19 protein-coding genes are annotated in these 23,248 nt (G+C 45.2%); 12 read left to right on the plus strand and 7 right to left on the minus strand.

The genetic code is table 11. The features are described 5' to 3' along the window. Positions 1-128 precede the first annotated feature (128 nt). The 4 genes from QT994_RS24580 to QT994_RS24595 all read right to left on the minus strand — a co-directional run bounded on the left by QT994_RS24580 (position 129) and on the right by QT994_RS24595 (position 4,065). Entirely contained in the window at positions 129-710 is a 582-nt protein-coding gene (locus QT994_RS24580) for a manganese efflux pump MntP family protein (protein WP_333179231.1), read from the minus strand. A 1,192-nt stretch (positions 711-1,902) separates the two neighbouring features. Continuing rightward, a complete protein-coding gene (locus tag QT994_RS24585) occupies positions 1,903-2,367 on the minus strand; it encodes a hypothetical protein (RefSeq protein WP_333050609.1) in 465 nt (154 codons plus the stop codon). A gap of 310 nt (positions 2,368-2,677) precedes the next feature. After that, positions 2,678-3,238 (minus strand): sugar O-acetyltransferase, encoded by a 561-nt coding sequence (locus QT994_RS24590; RefSeq protein ID WP_333179233.1) that lies wholly within the window; start codon positions 3,236-3,238, stop codon positions 2,678-2,680. A gap of 152 nt (positions 3,239-3,390) precedes the next feature. Then, complete coding sequence (locus QT994_RS24595; RefSeq protein ID WP_333179236.1) at positions 3,391-4,065, minus strand: MBL fold metallo-hydrolase; 675 nt, start codon at positions 4,063-4,065, stop codon at positions 3,391-3,393. A 33-nt stretch (positions 4,066-4,098) separates the two neighbouring features. Between QT994_RS24595 and QT994_RS24600 the strand changes: the two genes are divergently transcribed. The 5 genes from QT994_RS24600 (at position 4,099) to QT994_RS24620 (ending at position 11,285) form a co-directional block, all read left to right on the plus strand. After that, positions 4,099-5,571, plus strand: a complete 1,473-nt coding sequence (locus QT994_RS24600; protein ID WP_333179238.1) for a site-2 protease family protein — start codon at positions 4,099-4,101, stop codon at positions 5,569-5,571. A gap of 194 nt (positions 5,572-5,765) precedes the next feature. Continuing rightward, complete coding sequence (locus QT994_RS24605) at positions 5,766-6,365, plus strand: hypothetical protein (RefSeq protein WP_333179241.1); 600 nt, start codon at positions 5,766-5,768, stop codon at positions 6,363-6,365. A 126-nt stretch (positions 6,366-6,491) separates the two neighbouring features. Beyond that, positions 6,492-7,562, plus strand: a complete 1,071-nt coding sequence (locus QT994_RS24610; protein ID WP_333179245.1) for a DUF6745 domain-containing protein — start codon at positions 6,492-6,494, stop codon at positions 7,560-7,562. A gap of 163 nt (positions 7,563-7,725) precedes the next feature. Continuing rightward, positions 7,726-8,907, plus strand: a complete 1,182-nt coding sequence (sat, locus tag QT994_RS24615) for a sulfate adenylyltransferase (protein ID WP_333046714.1) — start codon at positions 7,726-7,728, stop codon at positions 8,905-8,907. A gap of 206 nt (positions 8,908-9,113) precedes the next feature. After that, positions 9,114-11,285, plus strand: coding sequence for a caspase family protein (locus tag QT994_RS24620; RefSeq protein ID WP_333179248.1), 2,172 nt, complete (start codon positions 9,114-9,116; stop codon positions 11,283-11,285). A gap of 48 nt (positions 11,286-11,333) precedes the next feature. Here the strand turns inward: QT994_RS24620 and QT994_RS24625 are convergent, their stop codons facing one another. Together QT994_RS24625 and QT994_RS24630 are read right to left on the minus strand one after the other, a co-directional pair. Then, a complete protein-coding gene (locus tag QT994_RS24625; protein WP_333179250.1) occupies positions 11,334-11,894 on the minus strand; it encodes a Uma2 family endonuclease in 561 nt (186 codons plus the stop codon). A 193-nt stretch (positions 11,895-12,087) separates the two neighbouring features. Beyond that, positions 12,088-13,365 carry a valine--pyruvate transaminase gene (locus tag QT994_RS24630; RefSeq protein ID WP_333179252.1) on the minus strand — a complete coding sequence of 426 codons (1,278 nt, stop codon included), beginning with the start codon at positions 13,363-13,365 and terminating at the stop codon, positions 12,088-12,090. A gap of 16 nt (positions 13,366-13,381) precedes the next feature. Between QT994_RS24630 and QT994_RS24635 the strand changes: the two genes are divergently transcribed. The 5 genes from QT994_RS24635 (at position 13,382) to QT994_RS24655 (ending at position 16,972) form a co-directional block, all read left to right on the plus strand. Beyond that, positions 13,382-13,591, plus strand: coding sequence for a hypothetical protein (locus tag QT994_RS24635; protein ID WP_333179255.1), 210 nt, complete (start codon positions 13,382-13,384; stop codon positions 13,589-13,591). Positions 13,592-13,630: 39 nt separating this feature from the next. Further along, positions 13,631-13,876 carry a hypothetical protein gene (locus QT994_RS24640; protein ID WP_333179256.1) on the plus strand — a complete coding sequence of 82 codons (246 nt, stop codon included), beginning with the start codon at positions 13,631-13,633 and terminating at the stop codon, positions 13,874-13,876. Between the two features lie 78 nt (positions 13,877-13,954). After that, entirely contained in the window at positions 13,955-14,497 is a 543-nt protein-coding gene (locus QT994_RS24645) for a peroxidase-related enzyme (protein ID WP_333179259.1), read from the plus strand. Positions 14,498-14,518: 21 nt separating this feature from the next. After that, the gene (locus QT994_RS24650; protein WP_333179262.1) at positions 14,519-15,724 is read left to right on the plus strand and encodes an adenylate/guanylate cyclase domain-containing protein; all 1,206 of its coding nucleotides are present in this window, start codon (positions 14,519-14,521) and stop codon (positions 15,722-15,724) included. Between the two features lie 408 nt (positions 15,725-16,132). Next, positions 16,133-16,972 carry a Tab2/Atab2 family RNA-binding protein gene (locus QT994_RS24655; protein WP_333179265.1) on the plus strand — a complete coding sequence of 280 codons (840 nt, stop codon included), beginning with the start codon at positions 16,133-16,135 and terminating at the stop codon, positions 16,970-16,972. 144 nt (positions 16,973-17,116) lie between these two features. On the opposite strand, the gene QT994_RS24660 is transcribed toward QT994_RS24655, so the two are convergent. Next, positions 17,117-17,323: a hypothetical protein gene (locus QT994_RS24660; protein ID WP_333046722.1), complete on the minus strand. Its 207-nt coding sequence runs from the start codon at positions 17,321-17,323 to the stop codon at positions 17,117-17,119. Between the two features lie 209 nt (positions 17,324-17,532). On the opposite strand from QT994_RS24660, the gene QT994_RS24665 reads away from it, so the two are divergent. Together QT994_RS24665 and QT994_RS24670 are read left to right on the plus strand one after the other, a co-directional pair. Beyond that, complete coding sequence (locus QT994_RS24665) at positions 17,533-18,405, plus strand: S-methyl-5'-thioadenosine phosphorylase (protein ID WP_333179268.1); 873 nt, start codon at positions 17,533-17,535, stop codon at positions 18,403-18,405. A gap of 378 nt (positions 18,406-18,783) precedes the next feature. After that, a complete protein-coding gene (locus QT994_RS24670; protein ID WP_333179271.1) occupies positions 18,784-23,202 on the plus strand; it encodes a serine/threonine-protein kinase PknK in 4,419 nt (1,472 codons plus the stop codon). Positions 23,203-23,248 lie beyond the last annotated feature (46 nt).

The following is a 23,248-nucleotide window of genomic DNA, read 5'->3' on the forward strand; positions in this document are numbered from 1 at the left end:
TATGAATTACGCACTTGATTTAGCTAAATACTTAATCTTATCATGTTTTAGGTTGAAATTAAGATGCGTTTACCCTGCCTGGTAACCAGGAACAAGCCTACAAATAACAAATAACAAATAACGACTAACTAATGAGTGATGACTGCCGACGCTGCTGTTAAATGCGACCATAAGATATTGCTGCCGATCGCAATTAAAATTCCACCTCCCAGTAACTCTATTTTATTGCCAAATAAGTTGCCGCACTTGTGCCCGATAAACACGCCAGCAAATACGAGAAAGAAAGTCACGAATCCGATCGCAGTCACCGCAAGAGCAATAGAATCTTTCAGGACAGCAAATCCGAGACCAACTGCGAGAGCATCGATACTCGTCGCCACCGACAGCGTTATCAAAGTCCCCGTATCTAAGGGATTGAACTTTTTCTGGCATTCTTCGCCTTGCAGCGATTCGTAAATCATTCTACCACCAATAAAACTCAAAAGCCCAAAAGCTATCCAATGGTCGATCGGTGTTATCAAAGAACTAAAACTAAGACCGATGAGCCATCCTATTACGGGCATTAAAGCTTGAAAACCTCCGAAAAATAAGGCGATTTTTAAAGCTTTATTGACCTTCATGTGTTTGATTGCTAAACCGCTGGAAACAGCTACAGCAAAAGCATCTGCTGCGAGTCCCAAGGAAAGTAATATAGTAGTGGCTGCATCCATTTTTGTAAAAAGTGTTAGATGTTATAGGTAAAGTGTTCTTCTTGCCTGTTTTACTCTACACTAAATTTTGATAAACGGGCGCTTTTATCATAATTGATTCATATTTAAATCACATTTATTTCATAATTAGCGGGTGTGGAAAAAATTCGGGATTATCTGTCTTATATGAAAGACGGCGTTGTTCAATACAGATATGAATTCAAAATTTCGGAATTGCTATAAGCCAAGTATGGTGAGTTTTGTAAATTCCGAAAAAAGTTGATTCATACCATGAATCAGTAACGTCGCATTTCGCTCTAAATTCGTGAGAATCCAGCGACGAACGCTTTGATAGCTCATACAACCAGCGATGCTAACTGCCATAATTGTTACGCCCAAAATTAATAGGGCAATTTGGTAGTGCAGAGGGTATTCGCCCTTAAATCTTGCTGGCAATAGTTCAGTTAATTTTCACCACTTCACTTTCGCAAAGCTTCCCAGGGTTTGACTACTTTCTAAGATTGAAACCCTCAGTTCACCTGCCATGTATTCCTAACCTGCCAGTAGTCTAAAACTACTATAGCCTTTCTCAGTAACATGAGGTACTATCGGGCATAGGGCATAGGGCATAGGGCATACCTCACTTTCTTGAGAACCGCTATAGCATTGAATAGTTGCCGGGATTTTTAAAATTTTTCCCCCTGATCGGCTCACCATTATTAAAATGGAATATAATTTTACCAGGTTTTGGGAAAATTTAAACATTTCAATAACAAGTTAATAGTTTTGTCAATAAGTGTTAAAAATTAGGTGAACCCGTTCCCGATCTCATCAATAAAGTATTTCTGTCATTGCTCACGGGGAGCGTTAGCTTTCGCGCTGCGAAGGAAAGCAATCGCAGCATCTGTTTTTCATGGGATCTAGGTAAGCTTGATAAATTAGGTAAGGTGCGCTGAAGAGCACCCTACGTTCAGATGTGGGGCTTTTCTTCTAATAATTACAGCACATTCCAGGCAAATAAAGTACATCTTAATCCCAAGCACTTACCAAAATGGTTGACAAACCCTTGCAACCGTACTTCATAAACCTGGAAATTGCTGTAAATCTTCAAAACTTTTCCTTCATTAATGAACGAAAAATTTGTTAAATCTTTAATTCACGTCAAAAATCACAACTATTTTCGGTGCTAAATTCCCACATTTGGGCGATTTCTTTAAAGAACCTTGTGAGTGTGTTCGTGCTGTTTCACATTGTCTTCAGTGCGAATGATGCGCTCGGAGTTGAGCACCCTTTTGCGTTCTAAGGAATAAGTAAAGTCGTTGCGAACTGTTCCCAAGGGAATGTGAAGTTGAGCTTGGGGGCGAATTTTGTAAGTGCGGGCCGCGGCGATCGCCCGAAAGCCAAATTCTTCGCTAAACTGAGCTGATGTCGGGAATTCTGGCAACATTTTGGGTGTTTCGCCGTCGAGCACTGCTCCCAAAGTCGTCCCGCAAATCATTAAATAGGATGTGGGAATTCCCTTTACAATTGCTTCTAAAGCTGCTGAGGGAATAGCTTCGATTACTTGCACTTCAAAAACTTCGCCTTCTTCTTTGATGAAGCAGGTAGCTACACCGACTGCTATGTAGTCGTCGGTGCAGAGATCAGGAGCGTTGGAATAAACTGTGGCAGTCGTCATAAGAAAAGCTTGGTAGTGTGGAAACCGGGAACGAGAAATTATATCATTTCCGGTTACACCGGAATGATGTTGACTGTTGACGGTTGACTGTTGACGCCGTGAACAGTCAACCGTCAACAGTGAACTCGAATTTACTATTCCGATGCTAACGGATTTGATATTAAGCGATTTTAGATTTGAGATTTTAGATTTATTGCACGGTTTTTTTTGGGGATTTTACGTGAAAAATCTCAAACCGCCTGTTCTAAACCTAAAATTTTTTGGTGAAGCTCCAAGGAGCCGATCGCACGATTGTGTCGATCGTACCACATCAAGGTAGATGCCGGAGGATTCGGCAAGGATTCCCCGCCGCCACGACGTTTGCGGGAATATCTTTGACCACAACACTGCCTGCGCCGATCGTGCTATTGTCGCCAAGAGTGACTCCTGGACAAATAATACTGCCGCCACCAATCCAAACATTATTGCCAATATTAATTTCAGTGGCGAGTTCTAGGCCAGAAAGCCTCATTTCCGGGTCTGTGGGGTGAAGAGCGGTGTAAATTTGTACGTTGGGCCCGCACAGTAAATTCTCGCCAATATTAACTCGATTGCAGTCGAGAATCACGCAGCCAAAATTCATATACAATCCGTTTCCCGCATAAATATTGCTGCCGTAGTCGCAGTAGAAAGGTGGCTCGATTTCAACTTTTGGGCCAACTGCACCGAACCATTCTGCGAGAATTTCTAACCGCTTGTCTGGTTCGTCTTCGCGGGTAGAATTGTATGTTCGGGCGAGGCGGCGGGCTCGCTGGCGATCTAAAATTAATTGCTCATCAGCAGCTAAATACAATTCGCCGGCGAGCATTTTTTGTTTTTCGGTTTTTTCCACAGTTTTTTCCACGGTAAGAATCGGCGGTTAAACCGCTACTTCACCAACGAAATTCCTCTCTAAGAGATTGCAGAATAATGTAGGGTGCGTAAGGGCGCACCTTACCGCTATAATTAGCGCGTCAGCTCATTTTTTGATGTTGCAGCATACATTTATGGTTCAGGTTTTGACTGCAAACAAACAGCTAAATCCAGATTGGCTAATTGCTCAAAAGCTCGATCGATCGATCCTTTTCCCCGCAAAAAACCAGTATTTGCACCGGGACAAATATACTGTAAAGTTTCCGGCGAAAATTGATCAATAATTGACTTCACGCTGTTAATTTGCCTAGGCCAGTGAAAAGTTTTTGCTGTCAACAGCGGTACTGGGGCGGCTTCTCGGTTGGGGAGCAAGTGCCTACCCGAAAACAGCACTCCACCGCTGCCACTATGATAAAGGCAAGAGGAACCAGGAGAATGGCCAGGAGTCCAAAATGCTTTCATTCGATCGCTCACAACAAATTCTCGCTCAAAAACCGTCACCTTCAAACCCGGCAGTAAATAAGCTTCCTGTTCTTGAATCAGGATCTCGCACCCCGTGGCTTCCTGAATCTCCCGCGCCTTGGCGATAGCGCCACGGTGGGTGAGAAACAGCAGTCGCACGCCGCCGTGTTCCCGCAAAAATGTTTGGTTAATCTCATCCCAAGCGGGACAATCCACCAGGATGTTAGTTTGGTTTTCTACAATGAAATAGGCTGTTGCACCCAGGGTTTCCCGGTTAGGCGGGAAAGCAAGGATATTGTCGAGCACGGGCCTGGGTTGTTTGGAGACTAAACTCTGTTGTTTCAAGGAAGTATTTCAGAAGGGAATGGGATAAATATTATGTTCTTTTTACTATGGTTGTTCGTATTGGGGCTGATATCGTACTTCTTGTTGCAGAACGGCACCAGCCGCATCACCAAGACTCCGATATGGCTGCTGTGGCTGGTAATGATGGCGCCCGCGCTGATTTGGGGTGGTTGGATTTTAGTTTACGGTAGCAGCAAAACTGTACCGCCGGAGTTGGTAATTATACCTTTTCTGGTTTGCCCTTTTTTGTATTGGTTTTTGGTACAGTTGGGGCGCAAGAAAATTACCGCCGAAACTGCTGAGCAGGTAGCAGACTCTGCGACTGAACCTGTAAAGCCAAAACCGCCCGTGCGCCCGATAAATCAAGAAGAAGAAGCGAGTTTGCGCGATTGTTTTCCTTGGTCAATTTATTTTTTGCGAGATTTGGAATTTCGACCGCAGGCTGTAATTTGTCGCGGACAGTTGCGGACGAACCCGGAGGCGGCTTATCAGGCAATTCGGGAGAATGTGGAGAGGCTTTTTGGCGATCGCTTTTTAGTAGTATTTCAAAACAGCTTGAACGGTCAACCTTTTTTTGCTATAGTTCCCAATCCCAGCCATCAATCAGGGGAAACTCCTGTCAAAACCGAAGCTATAACTCGGCCATTTTTCGCATTAGCTTTGCTGCTCATCACGGTGTTTACGACGACGATTGTCGGCTCGCAAATTGCCGGAGTTACTGAAAAAGCTTTGCAGTCCAACCCGTCAATGTTGCTCCAGGGTTTGTCTTACTCGCTGGCTCTAATTACAATTTTAGCAATTCACGAATCCGGCCACTATTTAGCTGCCCGATTTTACCAAATTCGCACGACTTTGCCTTATTTTATCCCGGTTCCTTTTTTCTTGGGAACTTTTGGGGCATTCATTCAAATACGGAGTCCTATTCCCAACCGCCGAGCTTTATTTGATGTTAGCATTGCTGGGCCCCTTGCCGGTTTAGTGGCGACAGTGCCATTATTAATTTGGGGTTTGAATCATTCGACTATTGTACCGCTGTCTGAAAAGTCGGGAATGTTAAATTTTGACTCTTTCAAACCCAGTTTTTCGCTGCTGATGACTTTGTTGAGCAAGTTAACCTTGGGTGGTGCTTTGAATGCGGAAACAGCGATCAATTTGCATCCGGTAGCGGTGGCGGGTTATTTGGGTTTGATCGTGACGGCGTTTAATTTGATGCCGGTGGGACAACTCGACGGCGGGCACATCGTACACGCGATGTTTGGCCAGCGAGCGAGTATGGCGATCGGGCAAGTTGCTAGACTTTGTATGCTGCTGCTTTCTTTTTTGGAACAGGGTTTGCTGCTGTGGGCGATTATTTTGTTTTTCACGCCACTAAACGACGAACCGGCGTTGAATGATGTTAGCGAATTGGATAATCGCCGGGATTTTTTGGGGTTGTTGGCGATGGCGCTTTTGTTAATGATTTTGTTGCCGGCGCCCAGGGTACTCCTTGAGTGGTTAAATGTTTAGAAGGAAGATCGGCAACGGATTATGTAACGGATTTAACTAACCGATTGATGTTGAAGTCTGAGGGAAGAGAGAAGAAGGAAGAAAAGAGAGGTTGACCAAATTTTGCAAGGGTTGCTATACAAGGGTGTTTAGCGTTTATTAACTCGCTTGGTCTCTCCAAGTAATCTAGAGTTTCAGCGACTTATCTGAAAAATATGCCTTACAAATCCTTTACTTTCCAAGAATTAGAAGAGCGATTTGGCTTGGATCTATCACTCAGTCCTATTTTGAGTGCCAAGGTTGTTCCTCTAGAACCCTCCGAATGGCTTTGGAGAGCAATCGAAATTAGTTCTAACACTGCTGTTACAACTGCAAAAGAACGTTCAGAACGGATTATTTCTCCTATTCTGTTAGAATTTAGAGAAAGGAACAACAGACAATTTTCTCTTTTTTCTGGTTGGTCATTTGATGTAGATGCTGAGCTGGGATTGAATGGGGAATGCGACTTTTTAATGTCTTCTGTTCCGTTTGATTTTGAAATTAAAGTTCCGGTTTTTGCATTGAGAGAAACGAAAGGCGGAGAAATAGAATCTTGTCTGCCACAGTGTGCAGCACAAATGGTAGCGGCTCAGCTATTTAACCAACGCGAACACAATTCCATACCAGCAGTATTTGGCTGCGTAACTACTGGCGTTGTCTGGCGGTTTCTTAAATTAGAAGGAAATAATTTAATTATTGATGTTGATGTTTATTGCCTCGATAATATTCCTATGATTTTAGGGGTTTTGCAAACAATCGTTAATTTATACCAATGATTGGACGACTCTAATAAAATAGGTTGTTAGGGAAAATTCCGTTGTTATTACAAACTTAATGATAGTTTGTTACCGGATGCGAGGTAGAAAATATTTGACCCCGAATTAAATAATCTATCTGTAAAAATGATCGCAATTACTCCAGAACAAACAGCGCTATTTCCGATTTATCGCGAGAAGTGGCGAGAAATTGGACTTTCGATAAAACTGATTGATCGCCCGCAAGCGACAGCGGCCATCAACACCGCCTACAATATCATCCGCTGTCCTGAACCGGAAATTATTTTCTGTGACAGCCCTTACATAGCTTTGCAAGCAGTTGAACCGCTAAGGATACCCGATTCTGGTCTGGGAACAGCCAGTGAAATCAGAAACAAAATTCATAATGAATTGTACGATATATTAAGAAGTCAACTCGGCAGGGAGCTGGAAAATCAAATTTACAGCCAACTCTATAATCCGCTGTACGCTCAACTGATGAATCAACTGCACTTTCATGTTAAAGACGAACTTTATGTCAAATTAGCAAAGAAGTTGGGTGAAAGATTTCAGAGATTCCTGATCGATCAGACTTATCATAATAACAGCATAGTTTCCGAACTCTCAGCCTGTCACGGGAGTTGGGTGGATTTTTGTATTGGCGTGTTAAATTTGGAGTACGATCGCCCTTTATACTCAGCCTTTAAATCTTTAGTGGAAAACTGCGGCTGGATTTACCCGTTTGAGAAAAAATGCTTTGTGTGCGATCGCCCGATCCAACTTCATTTTGACAACGAATATTTGCTCCACGCAGAAGGCCAACCAGCGGTTGAATTTGCTGACAAGTTCAGTGTATACTCTTATCGCGGCGTCCGACTGCCGGAAATAATCGGTCAAGTTCCGCCGCAGTCTTGGCAAGCTTCATGGCTATTAACAGAACAGAATGCTGAAGTACGGCGAGTTTTGATTCAGGCGATCGGCTATCCGAGAATTTGTCAGGAATTGCAAACCATCGAATTGGATACTTGGCAAGAATATACTTTGTTGAAAATTGAGAATAATCTTGAGGCAGAGCCAATATATTTGTTAAAGATGACTTGTCCGAGTACGGGACACCTTCACGCTTTGCGAGTGCCGCCCGAAGTGCGATCTGCTAAAGAAGCGATTAGCTGGGTAAATTGGGGAATAGATCCGGAAGAATTTCAAGTACAGACTTGACCGGAAAGTTTAGAGTTTTGAGCGCGGGAGTTTACAGTTAAAGAATTACAGCGCCACAAAAGCAGCGTTCTGCACAAGTCCAGAACAATTAAAAAATGTAGAATTGCAGCCACCGCTTGATACTATGTATTCTGGCAGCTAAAACCCACAACTTCAAATCGACATGAGCCAGCATTCAGACCGCATTGCCCCTCACGGCGGCATCCTGGTCAACCGCATTGCCACACTAGACCAAAGACAAGAATTTTTCGACAAAGCAGAAGTCTTACCGCGAGTCCAGCTTTCGGATCGATCGATCTCTGACGTGCAAATGATCGCCATCGGCGCCCTGAGTCCCCTCAAAGGGTTCATGAACGAAGCTGATTATCGATCGGTCGTTAAACAAATGCGCCTCTCCAACGGCCTTCCTTGGTCGGTTCCCATCACCCTCAGTGTCAGCCAAGCAGTCGCCGACACCCTCAAAGAAGGAACTTTAGTGCGCCTCGATTCGCCGGCGGGCGAATTTGTCGGACTCTTGGAACTCGCAGAAAAATACCACTACAGCAAAGAAGAAGAAGCCCTCAACGTCTACCGCACCGACGACCTCAAACACCCGGGCGTCCAAGTAGTAGACCAATCCGGACCCGTTAACCTCGCAGGCGACGTTTGGTTACTGGAACGCGAACTAGACGCCCGGTTTCCCCAATACCAAATTGACCCGGCGAAATCGAGAATACTGTTCAAAGAAAAAGGATGGAAAACCATAGTCGGTTTCCAAACCCGAAACCCCATCCACCGGGCACACGAATACATCCAAAAATGCGCCTTAGAAACAGTAGACGGCTTGTTTCTGCACCCGCTAGTCGGGACGACAAAAGAAGACGACATCCCGGCTGATGTGCGGATGCGCTGCTACGAAATTCTGCTAGAAAAATACTATCCAAAAGATCGCGTAATTTTGGCAATTAATCCGGCGGCGATGCGCTACGCCGGGCCACGAGAAGCAATTTTTCATGCTTTAATCCGCAAAAACTACGGCTGCACTCACTTTATCGTGGGGCGCGATCACGCTGGAGTTGGCGATTATTACGGCACTTACGATGCCCAACATATTTTTGATGAATTTGAACCCGGAGAATTGGGAATTGTGCCGATGAAATTCGAGCACGCTTTCTATTGCACACTGACAGAACAAATGGCTACAACTAAAACAAGCCCAAGCACTCCCGAACAACGGGTGCATTTGTCGGGAACCAAAGTGCGGGAAATGCTGCGCGCTGGAAAATTGCCACCACCGCAGTTTTCCCGGCCGGAAGTCGCGGCAGAATTAGCCAAGGCAATGAATATTTTCAATTACGAGATTTAGATCTTGAAATGTGGTGTGGGCGACATTCTGCATAGTTTTAATTTTGAGTTTTGAGTTTAAATTTTACAGTTTTAAACTTAAAGCTCAAAACTTAAAACTTAAAAATTATCTTAATACTAAACACTCACAACCTAATTAAATTCCCTAAAATTTTTGAGGGGAAGTTAACTAAAAATTCACAATTTAAAATTTAAAGCTATTTAAAAATGGGACTGAAGCGGCGGGAATTTTTGCAGCAAGCTGGCCGGGTGCTGGCCGCCATCGGCATCAGCGAGGCTTTGTGGCTGCGGTTGGACGATCGCTACCTCCAAGCCTTAGCCCAGCCGACAGCCCGCAAATTGGCTTTATTGGTGGGCGTTGACAAATATCCTGACTCGCCCCTGCGCGGCTGCGTCACGGATGTGGAATTGCAGCGGGAACTGCTGATCTATCGGTTTGGATTTGCGCCGTCGGACATTCTGACTTTGACGGACGCTCAAGCTACCAGGGACAATATCGAGACGGCTTTTGTGACTCACTTGAGCGAACAAGCAAAACCCGGTGACGTGGTAGTTTTTCACTTTAGCGGCTGCGGTAGCCGAGTTAGTTTGGCTGAGTCTCCGGGAATAATGCAAAACAGTTTGGTGCCGGCGGATGATGTTTTGCCGCTGTTAGCAAACCGGGCGGTGAACGATATTTTAGAGGAAACGCTGCTGCTGTTGATGCGATCGCTCGCGACAGAAAATGCGATCGCCATCCTCGACACCAGCTACACCTATCCGGGTTTCCCCAAAAACGGCAACTTTCGCATACGCTCCCGCCCCCGCCCCACCATCGGGGAGCCAAGCCTCGCAGAATTAACGTTCGCCCAAGACCTCCGCTCCCGCCCAAATCTCCGTCCTGCGGCCACCGTACTTGCCGCGGGTGCGGATTCCCAACTCGCCGCCGAACAAGAGTGGAACGGATTTACCGCAGGTTTGTTTACCTACGCCCTCACCCAAACTTTGTGGTGGGCAACTCCCGCTAGCAGCTTCAGCGTCAATTTCAGTCGCGCCGCGGGTAATGTCGAGCAAATCGCGGGGTTATCGCAGCAACCGCAAATGCGCCATCACGATTTAACAGCCGCGCCGGCGGTGAATTTTTCAAATTTAATTTTGAATTCCCCTGCATCTGACGGCGCTGTGACGGCGGTGGAAGAGGGGGGCAAAACTGTGCAGTTGTGGCTGGGGGGGTTGTCGCCCGGGGTTTTGGAGTGCTGCGGGGGTTCTGTGTTTGCTGTGGATTCCTCGGAGGGCGCGAGGCTTTTGCTGCGGGGACGCACGGGCCTCTCTGCTAAAGCCCAAGTTTTAGACGGGTTCGATCGAACTTTCGGCCAATTAACAGTCGGCGAACTGGTGAGGGAAGAAATTCGGGTATTGCCGCGAAATATCGGTTTGACAGTAGCTTTGGACTCGGGTTTGGAACGCATCGAGCGGGTGGACGCCACCAGTGCTTTCTCGACTTTGCCGCAACTTGCGGCGGTAGGCAGCGAGCAATTGGCTGACTGTCGGTTCGGCAGAGTCCCGGAAACAACTTTAGCCGAAACAGTCTCGCCTCACGAGCCTGCTTTGTATCAAAGCCGTTACGGTTTGTTTTCTTTGGCTCAAATGCTGATTCCCGTTACTGAGGGCGACGGGGGAGAAGCAGTCAAGGTGGCGGTGCAGCGCTTGACTCCGCAGTTGAAAGCGCTGCAGGCTGGGAAGTTGCTGCGGCTGACAGTCAATGAGGGGTCTTCGCGCCTGAAGGTGCGGGCGGTTGTGGCAACTCTCGCACCGCAAGCGCGGGCTGTGGCGCAGCGAGAGCCGGTGCGGGGCGGCGGTGATTATCGGCTGGAACCGCTGAGCGGGGAAAGTGAGAAATCGGCAAGCGCTCATATACTAAGTTTGCCAGAGGGCAGCCGAGTTAGCTACAGGTTGTATAACGACAGCGATCGCCCGGTTTACTTTGCGGTGTTTTGCTCGGACTGCGCGGGAAGGCTGTCCGTGCTCGGCCCTGAGGGCAAAGATGCTGTGAGGGGGATGTCGCGGGCGATCACTCCTGGGGAGAATGTGACGGGGCCGGTGGCTGGGGCTGTTGGGTGGGCGGTATCTGGGGCGATCGGACTTGCGGAAACTATCATTATATTTAGTGAGAGTCCCTTCGCTCAAACTCTGGCTGCAATAGAAGCTGAAATGCAGCAAACGAGGGATGCCCTGCCAATTCGAGTGTTGTTGAATCCTTTAAATGTGGCGCGGGCGGTACTCGAAGATTTGCACGCGGCTAGCATTCCGGGGGTGCAGAAAGTGGGAATCTCGACGGATGATTGGGCTTTGGATGTGAATGTTTGGGCAACTCTGAGTTTTGTTTATCGGGTGGTTTAATTGAAAAATGGCGACTTGGGAATGTTTTCTATAACCTATAATCCGAATCTATCCCAGTACGAAATCGATATTCACTTCCACATCAGGAAAGGCGAGCGACGCAACTTGTTGACCCCGCCAAAATTTTTGGATTAAACTGTAACCATTAGGAGTTGGCTGGCGGTAAACTTCTAAACATTGTGCCTCTAGATCTACCAGCCAGACTTCTTGAATTAGCGATCGAGCGTAAATCAGAACTTTCACATCTCGATCGTAATCAACCGTGCTATCGGATACTTCTATTAACAGCAAAACTTCTGACGGTACTGGATGTGCTGTTGAATAGTAATCAGCCCGGGGTTGCAGCAATACTACATCAGGTTGGGGTTCGGTTCGCTCGCTCAACTGGATGGGGTTTTGCACATCCAGAAAAGCCCGGTTTCTGGGAATTTCGCTGAACAGTCCGATGAATCGTCTCACACAGGAAGCATGACGAGTTCCAATGGCTGCCTTTTGGATAAGTTCTCCTTCTATCAGTTCAACCCGATCGCCCTCGGAAAGAATACCAGCTTTGCCCATTAAATGATATTCTTCTACGGTCAACAACCTTTTGAGTAATTGCACTGCCATAACCCACCGCGCTGCTAATTATTATTTCAATTGTAGTCGCTCTGCCAAGGAAAAAGTCATGTTCAGCGGTCATGGGTAATTGGTAAGTAGTAACTTTTACTGCCCTTCGACTTACTCCGGCTACGCTCAGCACGAGTCGCTCAGGAACCGCGTACCCGAAGTATGGGGAATGTTAACAGTCAACTGTCAACTGTCAACTGTCAACTGACTGATAAAGCTTTTCTACCATTTGAGCCAAGCGTTTCATAGCAGTTTCAATCTCATCATTTGTCGCCGTCAAACTGATGCGTAAACACTCATGTTTGTGCTGCCAATCTTCCCGCAAACCGGGGAAGAAAGAACTTCCTGGCACGACAATTACGCCGACTTTTTTCAACTCTTGATACAGTTCCCAATCAGTCATTGGCAAATCTTTCAGCCACAACCACGCGAAAATTGCTCCTTCGCCCCGGTGCAAAAACCACGGCAAATCTTTCGGCATTGCTTGTTCTAGAGTGGTTTCTACGATCGCAAATTTACTTTGATAGTACGGCCGAATTACGTTGATGGAGATGTCGGCAAGAGCACCGGAAGCAATGGCACGAGTTGCGATCGCCTGTCCGTATCTCGGGGAATGAATGCACATATTGGTCTGAAAACATTCTAATATTTGAATTATTTTTTCATCGCCGATCGCAATTCCGATTCTTTCTCCCGGTAATCCGGCTTTCGACAAACTCATGCAGTGCACGATATTGCCGCCAAAAATCGGCGTCATCTCGGTAAAATTCAAAGCTGGGAAGGGAGGGCCGTAGGCGGAATCTACGAACACCGGCACGTCGAAAGCGGCCGCTAAATCGGCAATTTTCTTAACTTCGTCGTCGGTGAGAACGTTGCCGGTGGGGTTGCAGGGACGGGAAAAAATGACGCAACCGGTGGTTTGGTCGATCGACAGTTGGCTGAAATCCGGGCGGTATTTGAACCTGTGCGCGGCTGCATCAATATCGAGGGTGGGTTTGCAGGCGACTACCGCTTCGGGAATCAAGCTAACGCCGCCGTAACCCGTGTAGTCTGGGCTCAGCGGTAAAACAATATTTTTAAGCTGTTTGCTGGTAGTGTAGCCGCCGAAAGCGTTGGCTGCGTAGAAGTAAATCGATTGACTACCGGGAGTAATTAAGATATTGCGATCTGTCAAATTCAATCCGTAACGCTGGTTGAAATCCGCCAAAACCGCATTGATAAACGGCTGATAACCTTGACTGGAACCGTAGCGACAAACCACCTCGCCGTATTCCGGGCTCGCCAAAAGTTCCGCAGTGCAATCGCGCCACAACTGCTCGACTTCCGGCAAAATCACCGGATTTCCGGCGCTCAAATTGATAAACTCCTGCCCGCTGCCGGCTCTGAGAGTTTCAATAATATCTTTCATAATTGCCCGAACTCCCGTGAGGTGGGACATCTGAGCGCCAAATTGAGTCAGGGCAGGGTTCATAGCAAATGCAGCGACAATGATAGAAGTTTACAGTTTATCTATAATAACTCCAGTCGCAGGCGTTAGCGTAGCTTGGCTGGGGCATGGGTTGTCGATCGAGCATCTGACTAATTCAATAAACTCGATCGCACAGCGTTTTGTTTCTTCCCCTGTGCACGCGCCGGAGCATAAGATTCAGGGCATTTGTGGAGCCGGATTGATTGATCGAACAGTGTTTTTTGCCTAAAAATTAGCGAACAGAACAGCAATCTCTAATTCAAGAGTTGTGGTAAGATTTCACGCCGTCGCGCCCGATGAATTGCCGACACTTGACAACAACCATTGGGAGAATCTAAAATTAGCCCTAGAACCCGATCGCAACAGAATTTTATGGGCTCCTGTTACTGCTATAATTACAGGTTTAATCCAGCCTCAAGAATCAGATTTGTTGCTAACTCATCTTCATGATTCGCGGTTTGCTTACAGCGGTGCATTTTATCATCAATCCCACTCAAGCCAAGATAACTCGTAACATCGCCCTTTGAGTGGTGTTACATAACAAATACGTAAATCCAAACCAAAATTAACTGCCGTAAATTTAAACAAAACAATGACACACTTTCCACTTGTAGAATACGAGCAACTTACCGATCCTAAAGCGAAAGCAGTGTACGAAGAAATATTGACAGACTTGGGGTTTGGCATCGTCCCCAACCTGTTCAAGTCAATGGCAATCAACCCTGACCTATTAGAAGCAAATTGGAAAAAATTCCGGGGAACCATCCTGCAAGGAGACTTACCCCGCACGCTTAAAGAAATGGTCGGCGTCGCTATTTCCCAATCAAATAATAGCGAGTACGCTCTCCAAGTTCACCTGCACGGATTGTCAGCCTTGGGGATGAGCGAAGAACTACTGCGAACCCTAGTTTCTGACTTTGCCAACTGCCCTTTGCCAAAACGTGATAAAGCCGTAATTACCTTTGGCTTGCTGGCTGCTACCAAACCCCTGGAAATGACAGAAACTGAGTACCAAAACCTGCGGGATTTAGGACTTGATGATTCAGAAATTTTTGAGATTATTGCGACAGCAGACTTGTTTAGCTTTGTCAACCGATATACTGATGCAATAGCCCTCGAAATAGATGCTTTGTAATCTATATTTTATACCCATATTATGGGCGATCGGCTAGAAGATCAAGATCGAGAAGAGCTTCTGTTGACAGCCCGGCGTTTGTTAGCAGAAGCTCAAGCGCTTTCCATCCGCATTTCCGCTGTCAACGAAGTTGCCACGGCCATTAACCGCACCCTCGATCTCAACCAGATTTTGCGGGTACTAGGCAAGCAAGCCAAATGGTTGCTAGACTTTGAACACTGTAGCGTTTGCCTGCACAGCACTAACGCTTGCATGACCTTATTTGGCCGGCATATCCCTGTAGATATTGGAGCCCTCCCAGAGGGTGGGCCTATTCACAAGGCTTTCACCACACGTCAACCTCAATTAATTCAAGAAGCGGGTGCTACTGCTATTTTATCTCCCTACGCTTCGCAAATTATCATTCCTTTGGAAAGTGAAGGTAAGATTTTAGGCACAATTAATTTTGCCACAACCAAGCCACGAGCTTACACTCAAGAAGATTTACGAATTGGCTATCTTTTGGCTTTGCAACTATCCTCAGCTATCCGCAATGCTGAACGTTTTAAAGAGATAAATAGCCTGTATTCCGAACTCGATGCCGAAAAGCACAAATCTGATCGGCTACTGTTGAACGTGCTGCCGGTTGAGATTGCCGAGGAACTCAAAAATAACGGCAAAGTCGAACCACTTTATTATGATAACGTATCGGTTTTATTTACTGACTTTAAAGGCTTTACTCAGTTATCTGAAAAAATGACGCCGCGAGAGTTAGTTGACGAACTAGATTATTGTTTTTCTTATTTCGATCGCGTGATGGATAAATACTCTATGGAAAAACTGAAGACTATTGGCGACAGCTATATGTGCGCTGCCGGAATTCCTACGCCTCGCCCAACACACGCATTTGACGCTGTACTTGCGGCGATAGAAATTCGACAGTTCATGGATTTGCGAAAATGGCATAAAGCTCAACAAAATATCCCTTATTGGGATATCCGCATTGGCATTCATTCAGGCCCAATACTTGCTGGGGTAATTGGTCATAAAAAGTTTTCCTATGATGTCTGGGGAGATACAGTTAATATTGCCTCTAGGATGGAATCTTCCGGCGTACCTGGAAATATCAATATCTCTCACGACACGTTTAAATTAGTTAGAGATTTTTTTGAATGCGAATACCGAGGAAAAATTTATGCTAAAAATAAAGGCGAGTTGGATATGTATTTGGTTCACCATCTTAAATAAATTGGGGAATGGCTAATTGCTAAGGGAAAATGGTTAAGCGAGCCTTTATTCGATTTTAGATTTTAGATTTTAGATTTGGGATTTGGGATTTTAGATTTTAGAATGGGGAATTACTGATTACTACCACGGTTTGGATCGCGGGCCTACAGTTGCAGTTTTTTTGACTGGTGTTAGATATAGCAATCCTCGCATCAGTCGTAATTTTTTTACCCCACCCCAACACTCCCTTTGGTAAGGGGAGGGAGTAAGAAATTTACAAAGGATTTAGGATTGCTATATTGAAATAAAACTTAAATATGAACTGAGAATATATCGCTAGAAGTTTTTTTTGAGAGTTCGGTATTGTATCGGATTGTCACCAGGCTATACTAAAATAATCGAGTTAGAGATTTTAATTTTTAATTATTTATGCGTATTTGGCAAGCCGATTTTTACCGCCGCCCTCTCCAAGACGAAACTGGCAAACCACTGTGGGAACTCTTAATTTGCGACTCCGAAGGCAGTTTTCAATTTAGCGCTGTTTGCCGCCAGGGGGACGCAAATTCTAATTGGCTAGCCTCGCAGTTGCAGCAGCAAGCTCAAACTCAGAAGTTGCCGGACTTAATTCAAGTATTTAGGCCTCAGTCTCTGGGCTTAATCGAAGCTGCGGGCAAAGTTTTGGGCGTCAAGGTAGAAGCGACTCGGCGCACTCCGGCTCTGAAACTGCTGCTGCAACAACGCGCCAAAGAATATTCGAGTATGCCTAATTATACAGGTGAAACTTACAGTGCGATCGCCCTCGACTCGCCGCCGCCCGTACCCTTACCCGAAAACCTCTGGGGCGATGGCTGGCGTTTTGCTTCCCTACCCGCCGGTGACATTGAAGAGGCTTTCCAAGGGCGTCCCCTGCCAATTTTGGAAATGCCAGAATTGCTGTTACCGCTGAATTTGGGCTTGGCCTCAACAGTACCCGTACCGGGAGTTGTGATTGACGGTGGACGCCAGTCTATGCGCTTGGCTAGATGGCTTCAGGACGCCAAACCTTTTGCTTTGAATTATATCGCTGGAGAACCCGACGGATTGATATTGGAAGCTGGGTTAGTAGATAGGTGGGTTGTTGCTACTTTTGAAGATAGCGAGGTGAAAGCGGCGGCCCAAATTTACCAACAGCGCAAGCAATTAAGTAAAGGATTACATTTTTTATTAGTGCAGCCCGATGATAGTGGCATGACTTATACAGGCTTTTGGCTGTTGAACTTTGAGCGATAAGAGGGAAATAATATTATTTGTGATGTAGATTCATCGCGCGCCGAAAAATAGTAAAACATCGCCCGAACTCAGTTCCCGGAGATACAGACTTAAACACAACTTTTAAAATAGCTTCTTGAGCTAGCAATAGATAGTGTAGCAAAGTTATTCCACAACTAAAATCAATCCGTTTCGGATGCCCTGACACACTCGGTTGATGTGAGAGTGGTCTTTTTCGTTAAGACCTTTCTCGGCTAGCATTGCTGACTTCAGCAGCCGTCTGTCAAGGGGAGTAATTTGCCGAAAAGCAAAGATGCGCTGGACGATCGCCTCGATCGAGATTTTGGGGAAGTTAGCAGAGCTGACTGTCATGGTCTTAACACGCTAAAAGTAGATAACAGAACTATGTACTTTTATTTTTAAAGATTTTGTGAAGTTATACTGTGATTAATATCACATACTTTTGGTGACAATATGGTGTATATCGGGTGACTTTTGTCACGAAATCTTCAATTATCTTTACGCCAAGTTAACGATGGCCCGATAGAATCACTCTTGTAAAACTCAGGCAGAAAGTAAAAATGGCACAAGCAAAAATCGGAATAATCGGCGGCAGCGGTTTGTATAAAATGGAGGCCCTCAAGGATATTGAAGAGGTGAAAATTGATACACCTTTTGGAGCGCCATCGGATGCCGCAATTGTGGGAACATTGGATGGTACGTCGGTAGCATTTCTGGCTAGACACGGCCGCAACCACACTTTTTTGCCCTCAGAAGTGCCATATCGCGCCAATATTTATGCAATGAAGAGTTTGGGAGTTGAGTATTTAATCTCAGCGTCGGCGGTTGGTTCCCTGAAAGCAGAGGCGAAACCTTTAGATATGGTAGTGCCGGATCAGTTTATCGATCGTACAAAAAATCGAGTTTCTACCTTTTTTGGAGAAGGAATTGTTGCTCACATCACATTCGGCGATCCGGTTTGCGGCGAATTGGCTAAAGTATTGGCAAGTGCGATCGAATCCTTGAACCTCACCGACGTTACCCTGCACCGGGGCGGCACTTACGTCTGCATGGAAGGCCCCGCATTTTCCACAAAAGCAGAATCCCACCTTTACCGCAGTTGGGGGGCGACAGTCATCGGAATGACAAATTTGCCGGAAGCAAAATTAGCCAGAGAAGCAGAAATTGCCTACGCAACTTTAGCATTAGTCACCGATTACGACTGCTGGCACGAAGATCACGACAGCGTAACTGTAGAAATGGTAATAGCAAATTTGCACCGCAATGCAGAGAATGCTCAAAAAGTCATTCAAGAAACAGTCCGTAGACTAACAGAAAATCCCCCCGTATCTGATGCACATTCAGCTTTGAAATATGCAATTCTGACTCGGCTGGACCAAGTGCCGGCCGCCACTAAGGAGAAAATGGGTTTGTTGTTGCAGAAATATTTGTAGTTGAAATTAAGTTGCAATCATTAGGTTATAGGTGATTCCAGATGTGTAAGGTGCGCCGCGCGCACCCTACATCATGGGGAGAAGGCAGAAATATTTGTATATCTAGCATTCGTCCTGAGTCAAGAGTCAGAAGTCAGGAGTAATATCCATTTCCTATCAAATGTGTTAACAATAGACATCTCCCAAAATATCCAAAGCTCTTCTCTCGCTATTTTTGAATCTCTCGCACTAGGAAGCACCCCGATTTTGCAAACAGTCGTTTTTTATGCAGGGGCAGCGATCGAGCTCCCACTGCAGTCATATATGAGCAATAATGGCAAGATGGGGTTGCAACTGCTGCACAGAAAGCGCAAAAGCTCAAAACGGACAATTTAAACTATGCTTGGTATTCCCGGATATCAGATTTTAGCCCAAATCTATGAAAGCGAAAATTCCTTAGTTTATCGCGGAATTCGCGATCGCGATTCGCTACGCGACGGCTACGCCGAACCCCTACCGATCATCCTCAAGCTGCTGAAAGAAGAATTGCCAACGCCAGCACAACTGCTGAGATACCAGCAGGAATACCAAATCAGTCAAACTCTGAATTTCTCAGGCTTTGTTAAAGCTTACAGCTTAGAAAAATATCATAATTCTCTTGCCATCGTCTTCGAGGATGAGGGCGCTGAATCTTTAAGTTTATGGCGGCAGCAACGTCAGATAACCTTAGCGGAATTTCTCCCCATCGCTATCAAAACTGTCGAGATGTTGGGTGAGATTCACAGCGCTAATATTATCCACAAAGACATTAACCCATCTAATATAATTATCAACCCCAAAACCGGGGAAGTCAAAATTATTGACTTCGGCATTTCGACAGTCTTGTCTATAGAAAATCCTACCCTAATAAGTCCCAACGTTTTAGAGGGAACTTTAGCTTATATCGCACCCGAACAAACCGGAAGAATGAATCGCGGCATCGATTACCGCGCTGATTTTTATTCCCTAGGTGCAACTTTTTACGAACTGCTAACCAATCAACTGCCTTTTGAAGGTAATGACGCGATCGAATTAGTACACTGTCACATCGCTAAACAACCCCTTCCGCCCCAAGAAGTCAATCCAGAGATTCCTAAACCTGTTTCAGATATCGTAATGAAGCTGTTAGCAAAAATAGCAGAAGAGCGATATCAAAGCGCTTGGGGAATTCAAGCAGATTTAGAGTTATGTCTCACTCAACTGCACACTCAAGGCAAGATAGAAGACTTTTCTATTGGTCAGCACGATATTTCAGATAAGTTTCAAATTTCTCAAAAACTTTACGGCCGAGAAACAGAAATAGAAAGCCTGCTGGCGGCATTTGAGCGAGTTGCAGGTAGCTTGCAGGAAGAAGCAGAAAGTCTAACCTCAGAAACTCAGCCATCCCCCAACAGCCGACCACATTCCGAAATGATGTTAGTATTCGGATATTCCGGCATTGGCAAATCAGCATTAGTACAAGAAATTTACAAACCCATTACCCGAAAAAAAGGTTATTTCATCGCCGGGAAATTTGACCAGTTGCAGCGAAATATTCCTTACAGCGCCGTCATTAAAGCTTTTCAAGAATTAGTGCAGCAATTGCTCGCAGAAACAGAAGTCAAACTCCAACAGTGGCGCGAAAAAATATTAACAGCAGTTGGAGTTAACGCTCAAGTCGTTATTGATGTAATTCCCGAATTAGAATTGATAGTGGGCAAGCAGCCAGAATTATCCGAACTTTCTTCCGCTGAATCCCAAAATCGGTTTAATTTAGTATTGCATAACTTCATCCGCGTATTTTGCAAGCCTGAACATCCCTTAGTCATGTTTCTCGACGATTTGCAGTGGGCCGACTCCGCAAGTTTGCAGATGCTTCAATTGATAATCACCGACCCATATATGCAATATCTGTTTCTGATTGGTGCTTATCGGGATAACGAAGTCACTGCCGCCCATCCGCTGATGTTAACAATTAATGCAATTCAGAAAAAGGGAGGCGTAATTAATTCAATTTTCCTCTCACCTTTAAAGTTACATTATGTCAATCATTTAATTGCAGATACTCTTAAATGCGACATCGAAAAAGCCCTGCCCTTAGCAGAGTTAGTCGTGCAAAAAACTCAAGGCAATCCCTTTTTTATTAACGAGTTTCTCAAATCACTTTATGCTGAGAAACTGTTGAAATTTGGACCTACCTCTCCGAAGATTGAGGGGGCAAAGGGAGACTGGCAGTGGGATTTAGAGCAAATTCAAGCCAAGGGAATTACTGACAATGTAGTCGAACTGATGGCAGGAAAAATTCAAAAACTGTCCCAGGCAACACAGCAAGTATTAAAATTTGCTGCTTGCATTGGCAATCAATTTGACGTAAAAATGTTGGCGATTGTTAGTGAAAATTCAGTAAAAGCAACTAACGAGAAACTTTTGGAAGCAGTTAGGCAAACTTTAATTATTCCCGTGGGTAATGATTACAGATTTCTAGAATTAGAGCAAAGTTCAGAAGATTTAACTGTTTATTACAAATTTTTGCACGATCGCGTCCAGCAAGCCGCCTATTCTCTAATTCCCGAACCAGAAAAGCAAGTTGTCCACTATCGAGTCGGACAACTTTTGTTGGAAAATACTGCGCCGGAACAGCGACAACAGAAAATATTTGATATCGTCAATCACCTCAACTTTGGCAGCGAATTAATTGCCACGCAGCCACAGCGCAATGAACTGGCAGCGCTCAACCTTTTAGCAGGCAAAAAAGCCAAAGTTTCCGCTGCTTATAAATCAGCACTAGATTACTTCGCGGCGGGCAGGCAATTATTAAGTGCAGACAGTTGGCAAACCCAATACGACTTAACGCTGAATCTCTACGAAGAAGCAGCAGAAGCCGCTTACATCAGTACCGATTTCGAGCAGATGGAGGAATTAGCAACTTCCGTGCTGCAACAAGCGAAAACAGTGCTCGATAAAGTAAAAGTCTATCAAGTAAAAATTCGCTCTCATTTAGCACAAAGCCAGTTCCAGCAAGCATTAGACACAGCTTTATCAGTGCTAGAACAGTTAGATATACATTTTCCCAAACAGCCCAATCCGACAGATATTGAGGTGGCGCTGCAAGCAACTCAGGCAGCGCTAACAGGCAGAGAAATCGAAGATTTAATCGATTTACCACTGATGACAGCCCCGGACAAATTAGCAGCCATGCAGGTGATATCCAGCACTCTTGATGTTGCCTATTTTTCCTTCCCAAAACTCCAGCCTTTATTGATTTTTAAACTGGTAAATTTATCCCTGGAATATGGCAATAATCCTTATTCTTTGCCCGCTTATGCCCGTTGTGGAATGCTTTTTAGCGCGATTTTCAACGACATAGAATCTGGCTATCGATTTGGCGAACTGGCTTTAAATTTGCTAGAGAAAATTAACGCCGGCACAGTTAAAGCACACACGCTTCACTGCGTTAATGCTTTTGTCAAACATTACAAAGAATCGGTTAGGAAAACTTTAAAGCTGTCGCAGGATGGTTGGGCAATCGGTTTGGAAACCGGAGACATAGGAAATGCCTGCCACAATGCCAGTGTGTACTGCTGGCATAGCTATTTTGTTGGCAAAGAACTCACAGAATTGGAAAGAGAAATAGCTGCCTACCATGGCATGATACGCCAACTCAAGCAAGAATTTGATTTGACCGGCAACGAAGTAATCCGGCAGGTAGTTCTCAATTTAATCGATCGCTCGGAGAATCCTTGCAAGCTAATCGGGGAAGCATATAATGAAGACACCCAGTTGCCTATGATGCTGCAAAAAAACAATCGCAGTGCTGTTTTTATTATTTACTTGCAAAAAACGCTTCTCTGTTATCTCTTTGGAGAATTTGCTGAAGCTGTAAAATATGCTGACTTAGCAGCGCAATATTTAGCTGGAGTGCTTGGTTCGCTTGTCGCGCCCCTCTTTTATTTCTACGATTCTCTGGTGCGACTTGCTGTTTACTTTGATGTCAGCCAGAGCGATCGCGAACAAATTTTAGAACAAGTAGCCGTCAATCTGGATAAACTGAAAGTATTGGCAACTCACGCACCGATGAATTACTTGCAGAAAGTAGAACTAATAGAAGCAGAATTGTGCCGCATTAAAGGGGAAAACTTTGAAGCAATGGACTGGTACGATCGTGCGATAGCCACCGCTGGAGAAAACGAATACATCAACGAAGAAGCCCTCTCTTACGAACTAGCTGCCAAATTTTACTTATCTAAAAATAAGACATTAATTGCCAATACCTACCTGCAAAATGCCCGCTATTCCTATCTCCGCTGGGGTGCAGCAGCCAAAGTTAAAGACTTAGAAAAGCGCTACCCTCAGCTATGGCTGAGACAAACATCAACAGGTACAAACCTTTCTGCCATAACCACATCCCATCCGCCAACATCCACAGGCAGCAGCAGCTCATCAATGCTTGACTTTACCACAGTAATCAAAGCATCGCAAGCAATATCCGGCGAAGTAGTATTAGCATCCTTGCTGTCAAACTTAATTAAACTTACCATTGAAAATGCCGGAGCTCAAAAAGGTTTTCTTATCTTGCTAAACAGCAGGGGCGAACTCAGAATAGAAGCTGCCGGAGACGTTGACGGTTCCGTCCAAGTCTTGCAATCTCTTGCTGTTAATAACAGTCAGGAGCTCCCGACATCTATTATCAACTATGTCGCAAGAACTCAGTCAGATGTAGTTTTAAACGATGCCGTCCGCGAAGGAACCTTTACCGCAGAGCCTTATATTAGACCTCTTGCGAAAGTGCGCTCGTTCTAGGTAAAATAAAAGAAAAAATTAGATTAATAATATGAATTACGAACAA

The sequence above is a fragment of the Microcoleus sp. S13_B4 genome, assembly GCF_036700885.1.
Classification (GTDB): Bacteria; Cyanobacteriota; Cyanobacteriia; order Cyanobacteriales; family Microcoleaceae; genus Microcoleus.